Origin of the sequence: Bradyrhizobium diazoefficiens USDA 110 (assembly GCF_000011365.1) — a bacterium.
Lineage (GTDB): Bacteria > Pseudomonadota > Alphaproteobacteria > Rhizobiales > Xanthobacteraceae > Bradyrhizobium > Bradyrhizobium diazoefficiens.
The window spans coordinates 1837458-1857460 of the sequence record NC_004463.1; the positions used below are offsets into that span (position 1 = coordinate 1837458).

Genomic DNA, 20003 nt, shown 5'->3' on the forward strand with positions numbered 1-20003 from the left:
AGCGGCGGAAACTGAACTGCGACGGCTGATCAGCCATTATGCTGTGAAGCGGCAGTAGTGCTTTGGCAAGACCAAGGCCGTGACCGCCACGGCCCGGAAGATCGCAGTTCTGTTCTACAATGCTGTGCGATACGGAATGGACTATGTCGATCCCGGGGCCTCGTCCTACGAGACGCGCTACCGGACGCGAGTGGTCAACAATTTGCAGCGGCGTGCCAAGGCATTCGGCTTTGTTCACCTGCCCTTGGAGCCGAAAGTAGATGCTGCCGTTTCTTAGGAATCGTTCTCAAGCGTCAGCTCCCCGATCTTGGCGTGCAGCGTTTTCACGTCCCCCGCGGGCTCGCTCGTTCTGTTGCCACCGCGAGGACCAAAGACCTCGGCCGCCGCTTCCTGAAGCTGGGACTTCCACTGCGTGATCCGGTTCGGATGCATGTCGAAATGCTCAGCCAGCTCGGCCAGCGTCATCTCGCCCTTGATCCTTGATCGCCGCTAACGCCACCTTGGCCTTGAATGCGAGTGCGTGCTGCCGGCGGGCTCGTCTGCTCATCGTCTCTCCTGATTCGCGGGACAATCTTGCCCGCCGTCAGGCAGAAACTCCACTCATCGCCCTGTCCAGATTTCCGGAGCCAGCTCTTTCTGTTCTACGCGCTACCCGACATAGGCATCCGTCTGACGCCGTTCGAGACTTCCTGGCTAGCGCTCGCATTGTGGGGCGGTGCTTATCAAACGGAGGTCTTCAGGGCCGCATTCGAAGCTGTGCCGAAAGGCGAAGTGACGGCAGCTCGCGCTCTCGGCTTGCCGGCGTTCCAGACCTTTCTTGACATCACACTCCCGATCGCGTTGCGCATCGCGATCACCGGAACAACAACCACGGCGATCACGCAGTTCAGGTCGTCCTCCTTCATGATCGTCGTCGGCTATCAGGAATTGACCTATGTCGCCAACCGGATCGTGTCAGATACGTTTAAAGTGTTTGAGACCTTCGGAATCGCTTGTCTCATGTACCTGCTGGTGTGCAGCATCCTAAGCGCTTTGTCTCGTACGTTCGAGCGCAGGCTCGCGGTTCCGGGGCTGGGAGTAGTTAAATGACCAACTGGGTTTGGCCTGTCACCCTTTACCTTGGTAAGAGCCTTTTGGTTACTTTGTGGATCTCGCTGCTCACCGTCATTTTGGCGACAATCCTTGGTCTCCTGATCGCGGCGCTGTCGCAAAGCACGCTCACGTTCGCGCGCTTTGTCGGACGGCTTTACGTTGAGTTGTTCCGCGGCGTGCCGTCGCTTATGATACTCCTCTTCGTGTTCTTTGCCCTTCCGCAAATTGGTCTCCGCACGGGCCCACTCACGGCCGCAATAATCGGATTGGGGCTCTGGGGCGGGGCGAACATCGGTGAGGTCTTTCGAGGCGCCTTGGATTCAATTCCACATCGCCAAGAGCAGGGCGCCCGAGCGCTTGGCTTGAGCGCAACGGAAGCGCTTGTGTTCGTCATTTTGCCACAAGCATTTCGGCGTGCGTTGCCGCCCTACGTCGGGCAGCTCACCGTTCTCGTCCAGGCGAGTGCACTGACGTCCGTTGTTGGGGTGTCGGATCTCTTGGGATCGGCGCGTCAAATGATAGAAAGACTAGCGTATGTCGGAACCGGAGACTCACACGCCATCGAGATCTATCTGGGCGTGCTGAGCATATTCTTTGTGATCTGCTACGCGTTGAGCGGGCTGGCCAGTATGATCGAACGCTGTCTTCGAGTCTGAAAACAATTCCTAGTCGATCGAAACCTTCTAGGGAAAGGCAATTGCGCCGTTTGAGCGAACCCGCTCGACTCCATCGAGCGCTTTGCGCGGAGACATGTTCTAGGGTCTGTACCTAAATAGCGCCACGTGATTCTCTTGCCTACGTGTTGATTCGGGGGCGAGAGAATGCGCGCTGGTTTGTTTTGGCTGAACGACAGGCAATGGGCGCGTATCGAACCGCATCTGCCGAGGGGACTGACGGGGCCGGATCGGGACGACGACCGACGCATCGTCAGCGGCATCATTCACATGCTGCAATCGGGTGCACGATGGCGTGATTGTCCACGTGAATACGGCCCTTACACGACGATCTACAATCGCTTCAATCGCTGGGCCAAGCGAGGACGATGGTGCGCAATCTTCGAAGCGCTGGCCAAGCCTGGCGAAGACGGCGTCGTACTGTCGCTCGACTCGACCTCGATTAAAGCTCACCGGTGTGCCTCCGGCGGAAAAGGGGGGAGCACAATCAAGCAATCGGCCGCTCGCGCGGAGGCCGCACGACAAAAATCCATGCGCTGAGCGATCCGCTCTGCCGGCCGGTCGTCCTGCATCTGACTCCAGGCCAGGATGCCGATATCGCTGCGGCTCCCGATGTCCTGGCGCTCGCGCCACCCATGAGCGTGCTCCTCGCCGACAAAGGGTATGATGGCGACAAGCTTCGCGGCGCAATCATTCGTCGCGGCGCCAAGCCCGTAATCCCCAATAAATCTAACCGTGTCGTCATCCATCGCTTCAACAAACGCGCCTACAAAGGACGAAATGTCATCGAACGCTGCTTTTGCAGGCTCAAGGACTTCCGGCGCATCGCCACGCGATATGACAAGCTCGCCCGTAATTTTTTGGCCGCTGTTCATCTCGCCGCTCTCGTCGCATATTGGCTCAATTGAGTCTGGACCCTAGTTCAAGCAAAGCCCAAACTGCACCGAGAGCGCGCCCACGCCAGTCAGATCATCGCCTAAAAAGCGGCCGTGCGGACGGCCAGAGTCGAATCCTCTTGGTCTGGACTCGCATCATCATACCGGACGGCAACTCGATCGTGCTGGAGCGCCAGCCGGGCGCCGACAGTGGTGGTTATGCCGGACTCGAGGACGATGTCGACAACCACTGGGGCATGCTATTCAAGGCCGCCGTTCTCTCGACCATGCTCAGCGTCGGAGCAGAGGCGGCACGAGCCAAATGAGAACAACCTCGTTCAAGCGATCCGTAGCGGTGCGTCCATCAGCATCAGCCAGACCGGCCAATTGGTCGTGCAGCGTCAGCTCAACATCCAGCCGACGCTGACCATCCGGCCAGGTTTCCGGTCCGCGTGATCGGCACGCGCGATTTGGTGCTGGCGCCCTACAGCAATGGAGGAGCGCCATGACGAAGCTCAAGCTTGGGCCGCTTGAAGACGACAAGCCAGTCAAGCTCACGACCGAGCTGCCGGCGGCGGTCTTTAGGGATCTCAGAAGCTACGCCGAGATCCTGACGCATAGCGTAGGTCTGATGACGCGGACCGAGCCTGCTAAACTGATTGCGCCGATGATCGAGCGTCGCATGGCGACCGACCGCGCCTTCGCGAAAGCACGGCGAAATACACTCAGCTCGCACCTCGGTCATAGCGTTCACGACGCAGGTCAAGAAACGGACGCAACGATGGATTGCCGTTAGCTTGCCGCCAGTAAGCGCGAAAGCTGAGCACAGGGTTTGCCGGTTCGGGAAGGCAAGGCGTCCAGCCATAAGATGTATTGGCCGAACAATTCGGTCGTCAAATCGGCCGGCGCCTGAACCCTGCCGCTATCGGCGAGAAAGCGGGCAAAGAACTTCAGTGCTTTCCAGCATTGGTGACGCGTGCTAGGTGACGACGATGCATGATGCCCCCGGAACGCCTCGGCATAGGGAGCAACAAATTCGGCTGGAAGATTGGGTTGCCCGAGGTCGAACCGCTGCGCCGGTTCGCCCCACGCATCCCGGAACGGCATCGTCAACTTAATCGACCGCCGAGCCGAAGGCGGCGATTCTCAGAGGTCGAGATTCGGCGATAGCGCTTGTCATGGAGATCTCGCGCCAAGTCGCAAAGGCTCGCTCGCGCGAAGCACGACGGAAGTCGGCGGTGGCGGCTCCGGCATAGGGGATGTGGAAAAGGTTCGCGACCTGATCGTGAACTGACAGAAAGCGTTGAGCCTGATGGGACGATTTGAAACGCTTCATGATCCGCTCGCGTCGGCTGATGAGAATTTTCGGCCCGATTGTTGAGAGCTTTGTGCTGGCGATGTTCGACGTGAAAGCCCATCTTCGCCCTCGCAGCGCCGTACGAACGCAGCTTATCCGTGATCATCACGCGCGGCGGCGTGCCGGCGGATTTCAAGAGCTTCTTCATGAGAAGCTGCGCAGCGCGCGAGTCTCTTCGGCGCTGGATCAAGACGTCGAGAACGAAGCCATCCTGGTCGACAGCGCGCCAGAGCCAATGTTGTTCGCCCGCGATCGAGATAACGACCTCGTCCAGATGCCATTTGTCACCGCGGGCGGGAGCGCGCTGGCGGATCCGATCGGAGAACGGCTTGCCGAATTTCCGTCCCCACTGGCGCACGGTTTCATAGGTCACGCCAATGCCACGCGCCGCCAGCATTTCCTCGACCATGCGCAAGCTTAAGGGAAACCGGAAATACAACCAAACGGCATAGCTGATCACTTCCGGTGGGAAGCGATGGCGGCGATAAAGAGGGGCCCGGGCGGTCGGCATGCCGGTCGTCTACCCCATCGGCCACCCCTATTCGTTAACTTGACGGTGCCGGTTGGGAGTGAGCCTACAAGCTTTGGCAGGCGACCAACTCAACGAGTTAAGGTATTCTGGGGCAAACTCGGTCGCAGATCACCGCGCAAAGCCGGGACACCGACCAGATCAAGGAGATCACTGATGGCCCACAAGAAACTGGTCAATCAGAGCGGGTTGTTGCTTACAGTGTTACTCATCACGCGTGTTGGCTCGGAGCCCAACCAGTCCGTGACGACGCGCGGCAGCAGCTGGGATAACGTGCTAAACACACATGACACGCTGGCCTTTAGCGGAGCGGACGGCCTGAACGTGGTGGGCTCGAATACGTAACCGCGGTCCACGGCGCTACGACCACCGACTCTCTACGGCCTGAACGCCGCCGGCAGTTTGATGGAAGCTCCCGTCGGCGACTAACGCGTCCCGGAAATCCGACGCTTTGTCGTGCTGAACATCGTCACCTTTCTGTGATCACTTCCAGACAGTGCGTCGCGCCGCCAGTTAAGCCTGTGGTCAGGCATAGGCAAAAGCGAATCCCTTTAAAGCGATCGTCAACGACGACTATCGCAAGGCCCAGAGAAGCCGGAAACGGACCGGCGCTTCCCCACATGATGCTCCGGTCCCTATCCAATTCTGAACCGATGATGTGACGCCGACCATGCTGCCCAGTTCTCAACAGGCCCGAGATGTGGCCTATCAGCTTCACGCCTATACCAACGCGCGGTCGCACCAACGGGCCGGGCCGCTCATAATTGAACGCGGCGAGGGCCCCTACGTCTTCGACACGGCAGGAAAACGCTACCTCGATGCGATGGCCGGTCTCTGGAGTGCGGGTCTTGGCTTCAGCGAAAAGCGGCTTATCGAAGCCGCGCATCGCCAGATGCAAATCCTGCCATTCTATCATACCTTCGCATCACGATCGAATGGGCCTTCCATCGCGCTTGCCGAGAAGCTGGTGAAGATGTCTCCGGTGCCAATGAGTAAGGTGTTCTTCACAAATTCCGGCTCGGAAGCGAACGATACGGTGTTGAAGCTGATCGCCTATCGATCGAATGCAGCGGGCCAGCCTCAGCGCAAGAAGGTCATCAGCCGGTTGCGCGGCTATCACGGCGTCACGATCGGTGCGGCAAGCCTGACCGGATTTCCAGACAACCACCGCTCTTTCGATCTGCCGCTCCCCAACATTATGCACACGGGCTCCCCCCATTTCTACAAGGACAGCCGTGCGGGCGAATCGGAGGAGACCTTTGCTACGCGTCGGGCCGAGGAGCTCGAGTCGCTGATTCAGCGCGAAGGTGCCGATACCATTGCAGCATTCTTCGGTGAGCCTGTCATGGGCGCGGGCGGCGTCATCGTTCCGCCGCCGACTTACTGGGACAAAATTCAAAGTGTGCTAAAAAAGCATAGCATCCTTTTGGTCGCTGATGAGGTGATTTGCGGCTTTGGCCGGACAGGAAAAATGTTCGGTTGCGAAACCTACAACATCGCGCCCGATGTAATCGTGGTGTCGAAGCAGCTCACGTCCAGTTATTTTCCGTTATCTGCGATCATAATGAATGACTACATGTTCGAACCAATCGCGGACGAGAGCAATAAGGTTGGACTGCTGGCTCATGGCTTCACGGGCGGTGGTCACCCGGTCGGAGCCGCCGTAGCGCTCGAAAACCTCAAACTCATCGAGGAGCGGGGTCTGATTGCGAACGTTGGCCGCATCGGGGCCTACATGCAGGAACGGCTGCGCACGCTCGTTGACCATCCACTCGTTGGGGAGGTCCGTGGCGTTGGCCTTATTGCGGCAATCGAGCTGGTGCTGGACAAGAAACGGAAAGTCGCCGCTACTACTCCGGGCGATGTTGGCAGCATTGCGAGCCGGTTGCTGCACGAGCGAGGGATCATCGTGCGGAATGTAGACGATGCATTGTCGATATGCCCACCTCTGATCGTCAACAAGGATCAAATCGACGAGCTCATCGACGGGATCACGGGCATGCTCCACGATCTTAAGGCGACTGTAGTTAATTGTCGCGAGCCTCACTAGCGTTCACTCAACTCCGCTTAGTGCGCCGCGAGTCCGATTGTCTGGACATCCATCAATGAGGGGCAAGGTGCTCGACCTCGCGGTCGACGTCCGCGTCCGGAGCCCGAATTTCGGACGCTACGTTGCCGTCGAATTAAGCGAGCATAACCGGCGGCAACTATGGGTTCCGCGCGGATTCGCGCACGGTTTCGTTGTGTGCTCTCAGAGACCGCGGACTTTTTCTACAAATGCGATGATTTCTATAATCCGGAGAACGAGGTTTCGATCCGCTGGGACGACCCGGTGATCGGTATAAACTGGGGTATCAAAAAGCCGTCGCTCTCGGCCAAGGACGCGGCCGCGCCGCTGCTTGCCGACATCCAAAACTTCCATTGTACGGGCGGATACTGGTGACGGGAACCCGCGGGCAGGTCGGAGGTGCATTGATGCCCGCAGGTAAAGGGGATCGAGGCTGAAGTATTGGAAGGTTGAGGAACACGAACCGGTTCACCCGCATCGGAGGGCTGAAATGTCGCCTCCGTCTACACGGCTTAACAGGTGGAATGCTGATGATGATGTCGCCGGACAGTCGGCGCATTCGCCGCTGCCTTTGGGCGTAGCCGACAGCTGGATGGTGGGCATTTCACGGACTCTTCCTGGCCGAATCGTGTCTCTCGCTGCAGACCGGTGCCGGCGGCGCGGGCCGGATCAGCGGGCGGTCGCGGCCGAACGAGGCCAGCTGGGGTCATCTCCCGCGCGTCGAGCGCGATAGACGCGTCTTGGATTCGCCAGTCGAGGCCGCGGCTACGAGTTCGTTCCACGAGTCCGGCGGGTTCCCGCGGTCCAGCATCTTCCTGAACACGGCGTAGGCGTCGTTCGCGCTCTCGTAGGCGCGCAGCGTCGAGTCGTCGTTCACCCAGGCGAGAACGATGATCTTGGCGTCCGCCGATTGCTGATAGCGGAAGAACAGGCGGAACTGCTGCAGCAATTTCGCGCGGAACCAGTGCTTGTACTCGTCGCCGAGAGTGCCGCCCTGCCGATAGACGTCACGCGTTGGGTCACTCGGAATGTCGTCGAACGCCACCTTCAAGACAGCCGACAGGAGCTTCGCGGCGCGCTTCTTCTTGTATCCCTTCGGATCCTTCTTGCGCGCCTTCTCGACCGCCGCGATCATAGTCTCGAACTGGTCGAGAAATAGCGGATGGGCGTAGACCGTCCAACCGTTAACCCCGAAGGTGTCGTCGCTCACGTATCGTCTTCCGGCAGCGCCGCGTCGAGATCGACCTTAACACCCTTGACCAAGCCCTTGCCGCGCGCGACCAGCGACTTCGGCACCGGCCGGATCCGGGCTGGCTCGCTCCCCATGTCGCGGGCCAGGAACGCGAGGAACGTGCCGATCACCGGATCGCCGTGGTCGGCGCTCAACTGCTTCTTCGCGATCACAACGGTGCCGTCAGCGAGCCCCCGAAACACGACCTGGTCGCGCTTTCCCAGGGCCAGCATTTTGCGGATGGCGGCGGGCACGGTCGTCTGGCCGCGGTCTGTGATGGTCGCGGGGATCTCGAGGATTTCGGCGGTCTTGGCCATAGCGGCTCCTTGCGTCGTCACGACATCCCAATGTAATGCATCTGCATTGTAAGTCAAGTCTGCCTGGGTGCCTCGAGATGGCCGCAAACTGGCGATTCCGCCGTCTGGTGGAGTTGGCGCTGAAGCTCAACGAGAATGATGCACAATTGCCCGCCTCCAATGCCGCTGCTACAGCTGTGGCTCGGGGGTCTGCGCGAATGAATGGAAACTATAGAGCTGGCCCCGCAAATTCGGACAGTAGCTTGAGTGGATTTTCTGCCTGACAGCGGCGAGGATTCTTGCTGCGAATCAGGAGCGAAGATGACGAAGAAGAGCCGCCGGACGCATTCTCCGGCATTCAAGGCGAAGGTTGCTTTGGCTGCGGTCAAAGGAGACAAGACACTGGCGGAGCTGGCGCAACTGTTTGATGTTCATCCGAACCAGATCACGATCTGGAAAAACCAGCTCCTGGAAGGCGCCGCCGGCGTGTTTGGGCATGACAAGACATCGGCCGAGACGCCGGTCGATTTGAAGGCGTTACATGCCAAGATCGGCGAGCTGGCGTTGGAAAACGATTTTTTGTCCGGCGCGCTCACCAAGGCGGGCCTGCTGAGCGCAAAGCGATGATCGACCGCGGTCATGATCTTTCTATCGTGCGCCAGGCGAAGGTCCTGAAGCTGGCTCGCAGCACGGTCTACTATGAACCTCGGCCAGTTTCGGCCGAGGACTGCGCGTTTCGCGGGATCGTGAGCAAGGCTTTCGGAGCCTTGCAGCGCTTCGGCCGACAACTCAACCGGCTTAGGGATGACCTCGTGGTTAACGAGGAAGTCCAATGCCTACCCAGAGATTGTCGATGCGCCGGATCAAGGAAGTCCTTCGGTTAAAACATTTTCAAGGCCTGCCAGAGCGGGCCATCGCGCGGAGCGTGGGCGTCAGCAACGGCGTTGTGCACAGCTACCTGAGCCGCGCCCGCTCTGCTGGGTTGAGCTGGCCGCTTCCGGAGGGAATGACCGATGAAGACCTGGAGCTTTTGCTTTTCCCGGCCCCACGACCAGCGTCTCAGAGCCCGCAGCGGCCGGTGCCCGACTGGAGCTACATCGATAAAGAGCTCCGCCGGCGCAACGTAACCCGTCGCCTGCTCTGGGAGGAGTATCGCGCCGTTAATCCCGACGGTTTCGGGTACACGTGGTTCTGCACTACCTACGAGGCCTGGAAGGGGCGGGTCCGACCTTCGATGCGGCAGATTCATCTGGGCGGCGAGAAGGTGTTCGTGGATTTCGCCGGCGACACCATGGACATCGTCGATCCCCTGACCGGGGAAGTGCAGCCGATGAAGCTGTTCGTCGCGGCGATGGGCGCTTCGAACTACACCTACGCCGAGGCCTGCCCCAGCGAGAGCTTGGCCGACTGGATCCGGGCCCACGTCAACTTGTTCACGTTTTTGAGCGGAACGCCGACGTTCGTGGTCTGCGACAACCTCAAAGCCGCCGTCAGCAACCCCGACCGCTACGATCCCGGCCTCAATCGCACTTATGCCGAGATGGCGAGCCATTACGGCACGGCCATTCTCGCCGCACGGCCGCGGCGCCCAAAAGACAAGGCGAAGGTCGAGGTCGCGGTGCAAATCGCCCAGCGCTGGATTCTGGCCCGGCTGCGCAATCAGCGCTTCTTTTCCCGGGCCGAGCTCAACGCCGCCATCAAGACACTCGTCGACGAACTCAATGCTCGTCAAATGCGTGGCTTCGGCTCAAGCCGCGCCGAACTGTTTGCCGAACTCGACAAACCCAAGCTAACCCCGCTGCCAGATCAGCCTTATGCCTTCGCACGCTGGAAGCGCTGCCGCCTCGCTCCCGATTATCATGTCGAGGTCGACGGCCATTGGTACTCCGCGCCGTATCGTCTGATTGGCGAGCTGGTCGATGCCCGTATCGACGATCGGACGGTCGAGATCTTCCACAAGGGCCAGCGGATCGCCAGCCATGCCCGCGCGCCCAACCGACGCGGACACACCACCATCGCCGACCACATGCCCAGCGCCCATCGCCGCTACGGCAAATGGACCCCCGCCGCGGTGATCGCCGCCGGCGAGCGGATCGGTCCTTCGACAGCAGCGTTTTTCCAGGCCGTGATCGACGCCCGGCCCCATCCAGAACAAGGCTTTCGAACCTGCCTTGGCATTCTGGCGCTCGTCAAAAGCTACGGCGCCGACTGACCGGAATGGCCAAGGCCTTCGAGGAGCAGCGCCGATCGCCCGATCTCGAAGCCCTGCCGTTCGAAGATCGCATCGGCCTGTTGGTCGACCGCGAAGCCGCCGAACGCGACACCAGGCGGCTCACCACGCGCCTCAAGATCGCCGCACTGCGCCAGACTGCTTGCGTCGAGGACGTCGATCTGCGCACCCCGCGGGGCATCGACCGCGCCGTTTTCGCCAAACTCGTCGAAGGTCGCTGGATCGATCGCCACGAGAATTTGCTCGTCACCGGGGCAACCGGCCTGGGCAAAAGTTGGTTAGCCTGCGCGCTCGGCCACAAGGCCTGCCGCGACAACCGATCAGTCCTCTATCATCGCGTTCCAAGGCTGTTCGAGGCGCTCGCGCGCGGAGACGGACGCTACGCCCGGCTCCTCAAAAGCCTCGGCCGCGCTCAGCTTCTGATTTTGGATGATTGGGGACTATCGGTGCTCACCGCCGCGGAACGCCGCGATCTGCTCGAAATCCTCGAGGACCGACATGGCCGCGCATCCACCATCGTCACAAGTCAGCTCCCGTGGACACCTGGCATGGAGCCATTGGGGACCCCACGGTCGCCGACGCCATTCTCGATCGCCTCGTCCACAACGCCCACCGCCTCCAGCTCACCGGAGAAAGCATGCGAAAACGCAGCGCCAAAACCATCACCCTTGACGGCCAACCAGAACACTGACTCTATCTCCCATCGGCCGTAGCGGGCTGCTCACGATCGTCTGAATTCAGTGCTCACGATCGCGCGAAATCGATGCTCACGATCCGTGAAATCCGCAGATGCTCCCGGTGCGGGTCTATCGAGGGCTGTAAAGGGTGGTTTGTTGCTGATCGCCAGCATGCCAGATCGAAGCCCTGGTTCATATTTTGAAAGTGAGAACGGATGGATTTCCCCTCGACCAAGCGGGTGCGTGAACAATCGGACAGCACGGGCCCGCAAGAGAGCTCACCCGCGGCTCCGTCCGCAGCCGCGGCGACCTTTGAGCGGCAATTGAGCGAGATCGGCAGTTCAGGTGAAGGTGATGGAGCAATGCCGGCCGCCTCGACGCCGCAGCCGGCTCAGTCAAAAGGGATTCTGAGAAGGCTCAGCAAAAGCCCCCTTTATTCCCAGGATGCTCCCCTTATTTTGGGGCTTGAGAAGGCCCTCATCAAGGGCGGGGCCGCCAAAGGCACCGCACGAAATAATCTATATTCTCTTCGCAGCTTTGGCCAGTGGCTCTTCGCAAATAACAAAGATCCCATTGCTGCTCGGCTCGACGACGAAGAGTCGCTGACCGTTGATGCGCGCGTGTTCGAAAAGCGTCCCGCGACACTCCTTAGGGCAATAGACCATCTCAGGACCTCGCGGTCGACGGGCGGAATCGTGCCGATCGCAGGCCGCACTGAGTTGCATCCTTATCCCCAGGACGCAGCTCTGATCGAAGGGTACAAAAACGACGCAGCGACAGATACCGGCAAGAAGGATGCAAGCAAGAATGCAACTGCTCTTCGCAGTTTCAGCGACTACCTGCGTGAAAACAGCAAGAAGGGCATTGCTGCTCGTCTTTCAGACGAGGCGTTGGATGGAGATGTCAAGAGCTATAAGAGGGCCCCCGGTGCTGATTCAAGGATCGGTGCCGCTCTGGCTCATCTCCGAAAATCGCAGGCGGGCGCTAAGGCGATGGAGCTCGAGCGCCATATTGATTCCGAAGACGCGGCCCTGAAGGAGTCGAGGCGGGTCGGCGACGCTGCTGCGCAGCACAGTTCGTTGCAGAAAGCTGGCAGTTGGCCAGAGGAATTGCTTCCTGCGGAAGGCCATGATCAGAATTTGCTTTTGGGTCCGATGGACGAACCCGGCCCGCCGTCCTCGGCGCCGCAACCGGCTCAGTCAACTGGGGTTGCGATAGGGCACAAGAAGCGGCCTCTTCATTCCGAGGATGTTCCCCTTATTGCGGGGTTTGAGGAGGCCCTCCGGAATGGGAGCGCCGCCGAACGCACCGTCCGAAACTATCTATCTTCTCTTCGCAGCTTTGGCCAGAGGCTCTACGCAAATAACAAAAAGAGCATTTTTGCTCGGCTCGACGACGAAGAGTCACTGACCGCTGATGCGCGCGAGTTGTTCGAAAAGCGTCCCGCGACACTCCTTAGGGCAATAGACCATCTCAGGACCTCGCGGTTGACGGGCGGAATCGTGCCGATCGCAGGCCGCACTGAGTTGCATCCTTATCCCCAGGACGCAGCTCTCATCGAAGAGTACAAAAACGAAGCAGCGACAGATACCGGCAAGAAGGAAGAAGCCAGGAAGGATGCAACGGCTCTTCGCAGTTTCAGTGACTACCTGCGTGAAAACAACAAGAAGGGCATTGCTGGTCGGCTTTCAGGCAAGGCGCTGGATGGAGATGTCAAGAGCTATAAGAAGGACGCCGGTGCTGATTCGAGGATCGGTGCCGCTCTGGCTCATCTCCGAAAATCACAGGCGGGCCCTAAAGCGATGGAGCTCGAGCGCCATATTGATCCCGAAGACGCGGCCCTGATGGAGTCGAGACAGGTCGGCGACGCCGCTGCGCAGCACAGTGCGTGGCAGAAAGCTGGCAGTTGGCCAGAGGAATTGCTTCCTGCGGAAGGCCACGATCAGGATTTGGGCCGGATGGACGAACCCGGCCCGTCGTCCTCGGCGCCGCAGCCGGCTCAGTCAACTGGAATTTTGATAGGGCACGACAAGCAGCCTCTTCATACCGAGGATGCTCCCCTTATTTCGGGGCTTGAGGAGGCCCTCCGTAATGGGAACGCCGCCGAACGCACTGCCAGGGGCTATGTACGTACTCTTCTCAGCTTTGGCCACTGGCTCTTCGCAAATAACAAAGATCCCATTGCTGCTCGGCTCGACGACGAAAAGTCACTGACCGCTGATGCGCGCGAGTTCATCGGAAAGGGTAATCCCTTAAGGCTTCTTGCGGCGATAGTTCATCTCCGAACCTCGCAGTCGACGGGCGGAGTCGTGCGGATCGCAGGCCGCACTGAGTTGCATCCTTATCCCCAGGACGCGGCTCTCATCGAAGAGTACAAAAACGAAGCAGCGACAGATACCGGCAAGAAGGATGCAAGCAGGAAGGATGCAACTGCTCTTCGCAGTTTCAGCGACTACCTGCGTGACAACAACAGGCCGGGCATTGCTGCTGGGCTCGGCACGTCGTTTGATGGAGATGTCGAGAGCTATAGGAAGGTCGCCGGTGCTGATTCCAGGATTGGTGCCGCACTGGCTCGTCTCCGAAAATCGCAGGCCGGCGCTGAGGCGATGGAGCACGAGCGCCATATTGATCCCGAAGAGGCGGCCCTGAGGGAGTCGAGGCGGGTCGGCGACGCCGCTGCGCAGCACATTGCGTCGCAGAAGGGTGGCAGTTGGCCAGAGGAATTGCTTCCTGCGGAAGGCCATGATCAGGATTTGCTTTTGGGGCTGATGGATGAACCCGGCCCGTCGTCCTCGGCGCCGCAGTCGGCTCAGTCAACTTGGATTGTGATAGGGAAGAGGAAGCAGCCTCTTTATTCCGTGGATGCTCCCCTTATTTCGGGGCTTGAGAGGGCCCTCATCAAGGGCGGGTTCAGCAAATCCGCTGCCGAGCAGCACGGAGGTTCCCTTCGTAGCTTTAGCCGTTGGCTTTTCGCAAAAGAAAAACCGAGCATTCGTGATCGGCTCGACAATAAGTCGCTGACCGATGGCGGTGAGGTGCTCGAGTTCACCGGAGAGGGTAATCCAAAGAGACTCGTTCAGGCAATCGACTATCTCCGGACCTTGCGGTCGACGGGCGAAGTGCCGATCTCACGACGCGCTAAGCTGAATCCTCACCCCCAGAACGTGGCCTTTATCAATCCCGAAGACACGGTACTGATGGAGCCGAGGCGCGTCGACGCCGCCGCTGCGCAGCACAGCGCGTCGCAGGAAACTGGCCGTCGGCCAGAGGAGCTTCCCGCGGAAGGCCGCGATCAGGATTTGCTTTTGGGGCTGATGGACGAACCCCGCTCGTCGTCATCTCTCGAGCCAGCCGCGCGCCATGACCAGGCACCGGATCCCGGAGAGCCCGACCGCCAGCAGTCCCCGGACGAGCCGATGGCTGCGCTTGCCAGGAGCAACCGCCTGCCAAGCGAGGAGGTCCTCATCAACGATGAGCATGACACAGCTGAGTTGAGGCCAGCGAAGAGGCAGAGGACCCTAAACAATCCGCAAGGCGTTGCCGGCGAGCGGCAGCTGAGCGAGATCGCCAATTCAGGCGGCCAGCCGACACCGGCGCCTACCCATCAACAGGGTACGTCGTCATGGGAGACGCAGCCGATGCTGCTGCGGAGCGGCTACGAAGATGTCACGGCGCCGCATGCGGTCGCGATGTACGTCGGGGGCGCCGCTGCGCAGCACAGCGCGCGGCAGCGAGCTGTCAGTCGGCCATTGGTCCTCCCGGAAGGTTACGATCAGGATCTGCGCTTAATGGTGGAAGACGGCCCATCGTGGCCCGAGGTTCCTCCTGAGCAGGCGCAGGACATAGTCCAAGCTGGGCAGGAACCTGCCCGGCCGACCGTGGAAGCAGCGCCAACGCACTCTGCCAGGGCTCGCTCAAATACCTACGGCGGTATTGAGGTGTCGTTTAATCCGAATTCGCCCGCATCATTTGAGTTGCGTGACAATGCTTGCAGCCCGGCGCCTGGCTTTCCGCCGCCGTTTGCCGGGCCGGTACCGGGGCATCACCAGGGCGCTCAACAGCTCGGCTCGCCGCAGGGGCTTTCTCCGGTGTCCGCCCACTCGGACGATGACGCTTTGGCGTGGTTGAGCGAGGAGCTTGCGCGGCAGATGCAAGAACCGGCATCACCATCAACTGCCAGGGCTCAGGATCTCTATCGTGGATTTGAGGCACTCCTTGATCCGGATGTGGCCGAGTTGGATGACAGTGCTCACTTTGCGCCAGCGCCTTCTGCCAGGGCTTGCTCAGACACCTACGGCGGTCTTGAGGTATCGTTTAATCCGAATTCGCCCACATCATTTGAGTTGCGCGACAATGCTTGGAGCCGGGCGCCTGGCTTTCCGCCGCCGTTTGCCGGGCCGGTACCGGGGCATCACCAGGGCGCTCGACAGCTCGGCTCGCCGCAGGGGCTTTCTCCGGTGTCCGCCCACTCGGACGATGACGCTTTGGCGTGGTTGAGCGAGGAGCTTGCGCGGCAGATGCAAGAACCGGCATCACCATCAACTGCCAGGGCTCAGGATCTCTATCGTGGGTTTGGGGCACTGCTTGATCCGGATGCGGCCGAGTTGGATGACAGTGCTCACTTTGCGCCAGCGCCTTCTGCCAGGGCTCGTTCAGACACCTACGACGGTCTTCCATTGGTTGATCTGACCGCGCCCGCACCGTCCCCATTGCGCGACGATATCGTGCGGCGGTTTCCGATCACCTCCTCCGATGCTCAGATCGGGGCGTTGAATCCGATAGCCTTGTCCCATAACCGCGGGCTGGTGCTCGAGCACACGGAATGGCTGGGCGACGAGCATATCCTCAGGGATTACCAGCTTCAGGAGCTGGATTTGCAGAGGAGCGATTCGGATCTCGCCGCCCGGACGCGGTTCGTAGATCCCCTCGAAGCGCTGCGGCTGCGCCTGGGCGCGGAGAGCGACGTGCTACGCGTATTCCATCGCATCGTCCATGATCGGCGTGATAACGATACAGCCGACTTCCTGTTGCTGCCAGTGAACGATGCCAGTGCTACGGACCGCGGCAGGCATTGGTCGCTGCTGTTCGTTGATCGCAGCAACCGGCAACGGCCTGTCGCCTATCACTACGATTCCTACGGGAGATACAACGAGACGCATGCAAGACAACTCGCAGAAAGGCTGAACCTCGCCCTGCAGCCCGCCGGCATGGCCCAGCAGCAGAACACTTGTGATTGCGGCGTCTTTGTCGTGGACGGCACGCGGGAGCTGGTTAGGCAATTGGCGCAAGGACGGGAGCCAGACCAGCTGAACCTCAGCAACGTCGTTGCCAATCGGCAGGCACTGCAAGCGCGACTCAGGGGTTGATGTCGCCGTGGGCGGACCCTCGCGGCGCTTCTCTTTGAGCTTGAATGACGGCTGGAAGAAGTTCACCAGCAGGCGCGCCGCGGCGTAGAGACGTGCCATCACGCGGGCCGTCTCGCCCCCGTCGAAGCGCCCGTATCCGACGAGCCGCCGGACCACCGACAGCGCGATGCGGTTGTCGGCAAGGGCGAGCGCGCGACGCTGCGCTTCGGAAAGACCGGTCAGCTGACCGGCGCCTCGAGGAGACCGAGCTTTCGCGCGGCCAGGTATCGGCCTTCGCCCGCGATGATCGTGCCATCGCTGTCGACGAGCAGCGGGTACCGTCAAGTTAACGAATTGGAGCGGCCGAGGGGTAGACGACCGGCATGCCGACCGCCCGGGACCCTCTTTATCGCCGCCATCGCTTCCCATCGGAAGTGATCAGCTATGCCGTTTGGTTGTATTTCCGGTTTCCCAGCGGCTCATGAAGAAGCTCTTGAAATCCGCCGGCACGCCGCCGCGCGTGATGATCACGGACAAGCGTTCGCACGGCGCTGCGAGGGCGAAGATGGGCTTTTTCGTCGAACATCGCCAGCACAGAGCTCTCAACAATCGGGCTGAGAATTCTCATCAGCCGACGCGGCAACGCGGCGGATCATGAAGCGTTTCAAATCGTCCCGTCAGGCTCAACGGTTTCTGTCACTTCACGTTCCAGGCATCGTAAGTGGATCCGTAATCCCCGGGAAATTGACGAAACCTCAGACTCTCTCCTCAGCAGAGGTGTATCCGCGCCTGCGCTTGGCGCGCTCCAGCCGTCCGAATGCTTCGCCCGCTTCAGCGCTGGCATCGAAAGTCTGCACCATCGTCTGGCCGGTCGTGCCGATCCGGCCCCAGTCGCGGATCAGCGAGACCCCGCCGAACAAGGTCGGTTGGATCGAAAGCAAGTAAAACCGCCGCATGTTGCGGGTGGTGTCGATGCGGCGAAGGTGAAGCGGCCCTAGCTTAAGGTTCGGCATGCATGGATTCTCGCTTCCTGTGGAAGCGAGGTCCAATGCTTTCTATGAATCGATCAGGGCCAAACGATTCATTCTCTCGCTACATCAATTGCACCAGGCGGGTGTCTTCGGACTGTGGCGATGATGTGGAGGCTCCACGGCCCGATTTGAACCCCACCGTCTCGCGGCAAAACCGAGACCGCAGTCTGAACTGATCGAGAAGCTCACTGAATCGCGCCGGAGCTCGGTCCAAGCATTGTCGATCCAGCAGCCTCAGCAAGGTTTGAAAGCTGACTAGGTGACATCGGTGCAGCCGTTGAGCGATCGACGGAGCAATTGCGGACGAACGGGAAATCGAAGTCCGGACACGGGTGAATTATGGAATGACACCCGGGCACTTCTTTGCCGGTGCTGCTGCAGAGAATCAAGCGCGCGATGTGGTCGGACATCGCCGACCTGCGTCTGGCAGCCCGACCAACCTTATGGGGTGTTGAAGAAGCGCGCGGCCTCTTAAAGGCCGCATTCTCTGTGGTAGGGCAGTATCTGAAAGCGCGTATGGCCGCGCAACCTGAGGCGAGAGGAGGATTCCGATGTTCGAGGCTAAAGACTATCGCGTGTGCTGCCATCACTTTGTCACCCCGACCGACCGCGCCGTCTACCCGGCGCAAGAGCCCTTACTAACCTACTCTGAGGCCCTCCGGCAGGTGCAGACCGAGCAGGCCAAGGGCTACATGGTGGCCTGGGTCATCGATCGCACCGGAGCAGGCGCCACCAATGAGATTGGTGGTTCGAACGCATCGGTTCGACGTTGATCGTAAGCGCAGCTCTGGCCCTTGGATTGGCGCTTGACGTCTGTTTTGATTACGGTGTGAGCCGGCACGGCTTCCACTTTTCCGACAACGTTGACGCTGGCCTCAAGCGCCTGCCTGTCGTCGAACCACTTTTTAGAGCTTGATCACATGATCGCAGCCGCGCCGAAGATCGAAGAGGCTGCAATGCCGTTTCCACGCCGAGTCACAAGCAGAAGAAACTCAACCAGGACTCGCGCTGGTCAGCGTCATCAGAAACTGTGCACGCTCGACAGGACGATCGAGCCAGTGCGTCGAGGTCTATTCCTGCATAGGAGGACGCGGCGAGGCGGCGGGAAAGTTGGAAGGTTGGGATCCAGCAAGGTCCCGATTCGCGCGCTGTACCTCGGCGGTCCCAAACACGAGGACGCAGAGAGGTCTGTTTTGGGCGCGGGATTTTGGCTGGGACACGAGCCCGTCAGAGCGTTGCCGCCGCCGCTCTGAAATGGTCGGGAAACCTTCCGATCGTGCGAGACTCTTATCTAACCTCACTTGTGATCCGCTCCCCTCGAGACTTTTGGAAGATATCCCAACTGCCGTTCCAGAGCAGCTAAGGTTCGACGGGCCGAATCCAATCTCGCAGTCGCCTCGACCAGGTCGGCCCATGTTTTATCCGACCGTGCAACCGCCGTGGAGCCGGTCTCAAACAGGTTGTTGTTGAGATGCGGGGCCGCTTCGCCTCGCAGGGCACGCTCCAAATCGAGCAGGGTGCTCGTCAGCGCTCGATGCGCGCACGCGTCCTCTCGTTCCAGGTTTTCCGCCACGTCGAGCGCCGCACGATAGTGTCGTATCGCTGCAACGACTCTGCTCTCGAGGTCGGGCTCATCGCTCATCTGCTTTTCTCTCCACGAATCTTTGAGCAATTTGTGTCGGTCTGAACGAGCAAAAATTGTAAGCGGAGCTTTTCTCCCATTTGATTGACTGGTTTCGCTTCGGCTTTCGCTCTGCGATCCTTGGCTTGTCAGAGAGCCGAGAGGAGACTGAAGGCGATGGAACAATCGGGGGAGGAAGCCGAAGCTGATGGCTTTGTGGGGAAGCTTACGCGCCGGACGCGTTCTGGATGCCGGTTATGGTCTGCGGAGATCAAGGGGCGCGCTGTTTTCGAGAGCATGAAGCCCGACGCCCGGGTATGTGATGTCGCACGGCGTTATGGTGTGAAGGCCCAGCAGTTGACGACGTGGCGCAGATTGGCGCGTGCTGGCCGGCTCGCATTGGTCACGGACGACGCGGCGGATTTCGTGTCGATCGAGCTGAGCGATCCAGTGGCGCCAGGCAAGAGCGAGGGCCCGTCGAGATTACGATTGGCAAGGTTTCGGTCCGCCTGGATGCGGACGTGTCGGCGGTGCGGATCGCGGAGATCGTGACTGCGATCGAGCGCGGCGCATGATCATTCCGGCGCAGGGACTGCGGATTGTGCTTGCTGTGCGTCCTGTTGACTTCCGGTGCGGGCACGACGCGCTGGCCGGTCTTGTGCAAAACACGCTTGGGCTCGATCCGCATTCGGGCCTGATCGTGGTTTTTCGTTCGAAGTGCGCCGACCGGCTGAAGATTTTGCTATGGGACGGCACGGGCCTCGTTTTGGTCTACAAGCGCCTTGGCCGCGATGGTCGTTTCGAGTGGCCGCAGATCAGCGACGGCGTCATGCATCTGACGCGCGTGCAGTTCGAAGCGCTGTTTGAAGGGCTGAACTGGAAGCGAGTGGGCGAACGGATTGTCGCGACGCCAGCTGCGGCGAACTGACTCAGACCCGACAACCTGTTTCGCGCGGGGCTTTGGGATGATAGCTTGC

At 60.2% G+C, this 20003-nt stretch carries 17 protein-coding genes and 8 pseudogenes; 18 read left to right on the forward strand and 7 right to left on the reverse strand.

What is annotated here, in order from left to right; genetic code table 11:
- Positions 1–64: 64 nt before the first annotated feature.
- Positions 65–277, forward strand: a pseudogene (locus tag BJA_RS08480) (IS110 family transposase); the annotation flags it as partial.
- 2 nt (positions 278–279) lie between these two features.
- Here BJA_RS08480 and BJA_RS08485 read toward each other — a convergent pair.
- Positions 280–547, reverse strand: a pseudogene (locus BJA_RS08485) (transposase); the annotation flags it as partial.
- Positions 548–573: 26 nt separating this feature from the next.
- On the opposite strand from BJA_RS08485, the gene BJA_RS08490 reads away from it, so the two are divergent.
- The 5 genes and pseudogenes from BJA_RS08490 (at position 574) to BJA_RS08510 (ending at position 3437) form a co-directional block, all read left to right on the forward strand.
- A complete protein-coding gene (locus tag BJA_RS08490) occupies positions 574–1089 on the forward strand; it encodes an ABC transporter permease subunit (protein WP_028176066.1) in 516 nt (171 codons plus the stop codon).
- Positions 1086–1748: an amino acid ABC transporter permease gene (locus BJA_RS08495; protein WP_011084494.1), complete on the forward strand. Its 663-nt coding sequence runs from the start codon at positions 1086–1088 to the stop codon at positions 1746–1748. Before BJA_RS08490 ends, BJA_RS08495 begins: the two co-directional genes overlap by 4 nt.
- Before the next feature lie 165 nt (positions 1749–1913).
- Positions 1914–2674, forward strand: a protein-coding gene (locus BJA_RS08500; RefSeq protein ID WP_110115815.1) for an IS5-like element ISBj2 family transposase whose coding sequence is annotated in 2 segments (ribosomal slippage) — positions 1914–2253 and positions 2253–2674 — 762 coding nt in all. Because the reading frame shifts where the segments join, the coding sequence is not laid out codon by codon here.
- Positions 2675–2748: 74 nt separating this feature from the next.
- Positions 2749–3150, forward strand: a pseudogene (locus BJA_RS08505) (TrbI/VirB10 family protein); the annotation flags it as partial.
- Complete coding sequence (locus tag BJA_RS08510; RefSeq protein ID WP_011084496.1) at positions 3147–3437, forward strand: DUF2274 domain-containing protein; 291 nt, start codon at positions 3147–3149, stop codon at positions 3435–3437. The pseudogene BJA_RS08505 and the gene BJA_RS08510, both read left to right, overlap by 4 nt.
- On the opposite strand, the gene BJA_RS08515 is transcribed toward BJA_RS08510, so the two are convergent.
- The gene (locus tag BJA_RS08515; protein ID WP_011084497.1) at positions 3434–3748 is read right to left on the reverse strand and encodes a hypothetical protein; all 315 of its coding nucleotides are present in this window, start codon (positions 3746–3748) and stop codon (positions 3434–3436) included. The genes BJA_RS08510 and BJA_RS08515 overlap by 4 nt on opposite strands.
- Positions 3749–3755: 7 nt before the next feature.
- Positions 3756–4509, reverse strand: a pseudogene (locus tag BJA_RS08520) (IS6 family transposase).
- 174 nt (positions 4510–4683) lie between these two features.
- Here BJA_RS08520 and BJA_RS08525 point away from each other — a divergent pair.
- The 4 genes from BJA_RS08525 (at position 4684) to BJA_RS43970 (ending at position 6970) form a co-directional block, all read left to right on the forward strand.
- Complete coding sequence (locus tag BJA_RS08525) at positions 4684–4872, forward strand: hypothetical protein (protein ID WP_014498007.1); 189 nt, start codon at positions 4684–4686, stop codon at positions 4870–4872.
- 325 nt (positions 4873–5197) lie between these two features.
- Positions 5198–6577, forward strand: coding sequence for an aspartate aminotransferase family protein (locus BJA_RS08530; RefSeq protein WP_035668747.1), 1380 nt, complete (start codon positions 5198–5200; stop codon positions 6575–6577).
- A gap of 55 nt (positions 6578–6632) precedes the next feature.
- The gene (locus BJA_RS08535) at positions 6633–6863 is read left to right on the forward strand and encodes a dTDP-4-dehydrorhamnose 3,5-epimerase family protein (RefSeq protein WP_244651854.1); all 231 of its coding nucleotides are present in this window, start codon (positions 6633–6635) and stop codon (positions 6861–6863) included.
- The gene (locus tag BJA_RS43970) at positions 6773–6970 is read left to right on the forward strand and encodes a dTDP-4-dehydrorhamnose 3,5-epimerase family protein (RefSeq protein ID WP_018648901.1); all 198 of its coding nucleotides are present in this window, start codon (positions 6773–6775) and stop codon (positions 6968–6970) included. Before BJA_RS08535 ends, BJA_RS43970 begins: the two co-directional genes overlap by 91 nt.
- A 331-nt stretch (positions 6971–7301) precedes the next feature.
- Here BJA_RS43970 and BJA_RS08540 read toward each other — a convergent pair whose 3' ends face one another.
- Together BJA_RS08540 and BJA_RS08545 are read right to left on the reverse strand one after the other, a co-directional pair.
- Positions 7302–7805: a type II toxin-antitoxin system YhaV family toxin gene (locus tag BJA_RS08540; RefSeq protein ID WP_011084500.1), complete on the reverse strand. Its 504-nt coding sequence runs from the start codon at positions 7803–7805 to the stop codon at positions 7302–7304.
- Entirely contained in the window at positions 7802–8143 is a 342-nt protein-coding gene (locus BJA_RS08545; RefSeq protein ID WP_014498004.1) for a type II toxin-antitoxin system PrlF family antitoxin, read from the reverse strand. Before BJA_RS08545 ends, BJA_RS08540 begins: the two co-directional genes overlap by 4 nt.
- A gap of 300 nt (positions 8144–8443) precedes the next feature.
- On the opposite strand from BJA_RS08545, the pseudogene BJA_RS08550 reads away from it, so the two are divergent.
- The 5 genes and pseudogenes from BJA_RS08550 to BJA_RS08570 all read left to right on the forward strand — a co-directional run.
- Positions 8444–8856, forward strand: a pseudogene (locus tag BJA_RS08550) (transposase); the annotation flags it as partial.
- Between the two features lie 98 nt (positions 8857–8954).
- Positions 8955–10331, forward strand: a pseudogene (gene istA / locus BJA_RS08555) (IS21-like element ISFK1 family transposase); the annotation flags it as partial.
- 8 nt (positions 10332–10339) lie between these two features.
- Positions 10340–11043, forward strand: a pseudogene (gene istB / locus BJA_RS08560) (IS21-like element ISFK1 family helper ATPase IstB).
- Positions 11044–11244: 201 nt separating this feature from the next.
- Positions 11245–16395, forward strand: coding sequence for a Ulp1 family isopeptidase (locus BJA_RS08565; RefSeq protein WP_011084505.1), 5151 nt, complete (start codon positions 11245–11247; stop codon positions 16393–16395).
- Between the two features lie 362 nt (positions 16396–16757).
- Positions 16758–17079, forward strand: a pseudogene (locus tag BJA_RS08570) (DDE-type integrase/transposase/recombinase); the annotation flags it as partial.
- A gap of 50 nt (positions 17080–17129) precedes the next feature.
- Here BJA_RS08570 and BJA_RS08575 read toward each other — a convergent pair.
- Positions 17130–17387, reverse strand: a complete 258-nt coding sequence (locus tag BJA_RS08575) for a WGR domain-containing protein (protein ID WP_011084508.1) — start codon at positions 17385–17387, stop codon at positions 17130–17132.
- A 569-nt stretch (positions 17388–17956) separates the two neighbouring features.
- Here BJA_RS08575 and BJA_RS08580 point away from each other — a divergent pair.
- Positions 17957–18178, forward strand: a complete 222-nt coding sequence (locus BJA_RS08580; protein ID WP_014497999.1) for a hypothetical protein — start codon at positions 17957–17959, stop codon at positions 18176–18178.
- A gap of 524 nt (positions 18179–18702) precedes the next feature.
- Here BJA_RS08580 and BJA_RS08585 read toward each other — a convergent pair.
- Positions 18703–19047: a hypothetical protein gene (locus BJA_RS08585; RefSeq protein ID WP_011084509.1), complete on the reverse strand. Its 345-nt coding sequence runs from the start codon at positions 19045–19047 to the stop codon at positions 18703–18705.
- A 276-nt stretch (positions 19048–19323) separates the two neighbouring features.
- Here BJA_RS08585 and BJA_RS08590 point away from each other — a divergent pair, with 276 nt between their 5' ends.
- Both BJA_RS08590 and tnpB read left to right on the forward strand, forming a co-directional pair.
- Positions 19324–19578: a transposase gene (locus tag BJA_RS08590; protein WP_231088542.1), complete on the forward strand. Its 255-nt coding sequence runs from the start codon at positions 19324–19326 to the stop codon at positions 19576–19578.
- Positions 19579–19597: 19 nt separating this feature from the next.
- On the forward strand, positions 19598–19954 hold the full coding sequence (gene tnpB, locus BJA_RS08595) for an IS66 family insertion sequence element accessory protein TnpB (RefSeq protein WP_011084511.1): 357 nt from the start codon (positions 19598–19600) through the stop codon (positions 19952–19954).
- Positions 19955–20003 lie beyond the last annotated feature (49 nt).

Excerpts from the sequence above, each read along its gene's own strand:
- BJA_RS08495 (WP_011084494.1), top strand. The coding sequence starts at position 1,086 with ATGACCAACTGGGTTTGGCCTGTCACCCTTTACCTTGGTAAGAGCCTT.
- BJA_RS08510 (WP_011084496.1), top strand. The coding sequence starts at position 3,147 with ATGACGAAGCTCAAGCTTGGGCCGCTTGAAGACGACAAGCCAGTCAAG.
- BJA_RS08515 (WP_011084497.1), bottom strand. The coding sequence starts at position 3,748 with ATGCCGTTCCGGGATGCGTGGGGCGAACCGGCGCAGCGGTTCGACCTC.
- BJA_RS08525 (WP_014498007.1), top strand. The coding sequence starts at position 4,684 with ATGGCCCACAAGAAACTGGTCAATCAGAGCGGGTTGTTGCTTACAGTG.
- BJA_RS08530 (WP_035668747.1), top strand. The coding sequence starts at position 5,198 with ATGCTGCCCAGTTCTCAACAGGCCCGAGATGTGGCCTATCAGCTTCAC.
- BJA_RS08535 (WP_244651854.1), top strand. The coding sequence starts at position 6,633 with ATGAGGGGCAAGGTGCTCGACCTCGCGGTCGACGTCCGCGTCCGGAGC.
- BJA_RS08545 (WP_014498004.1), bottom strand. The coding sequence starts at position 8,143 with ATGGCCAAGACCGCCGAAATCCTCGAGATCCCCGCGACCATCACAGAC.
- BJA_RS08565 (WP_011084505.1), top strand. The coding sequence starts at position 11,245 with ATGGATTTCCCCTCGACCAAGCGGGTGCGTGAACAATCGGACAGCACG.
- BJA_RS08575 (WP_011084508.1), bottom strand. The coding sequence starts at position 17,387 with ATGCCGAACCTTAAGCTAGGGCCGCTTCACCTTCGCCGCATCGACACC.
- BJA_RS08580 (WP_014497999.1), top strand. The coding sequence starts at position 17,957 with ATGTTCGAGGCTAAAGACTATCGCGTGTGCTGCCATCACTTTGTCACC.
- BJA_RS08585 (WP_011084509.1), bottom strand. The coding sequence starts at position 19,047 with ATGAGCGATGAGCCCGACCTCGAGAGCAGAGTCGTTGCAGCGATACGA.
- BJA_RS08590 (WP_231088542.1), top strand. The coding sequence starts at position 19,324 with ATGAAGCCCGACGCCCGGGTATGTGATGTCGCACGGCGTTATGGTGTG.
- tnpB (WP_011084511.1), top strand. The coding sequence starts at position 19,598 with ATGATCATTCCGGCGCAGGGACTGCGGATTGTGCTTGCTGTGCGTCCT.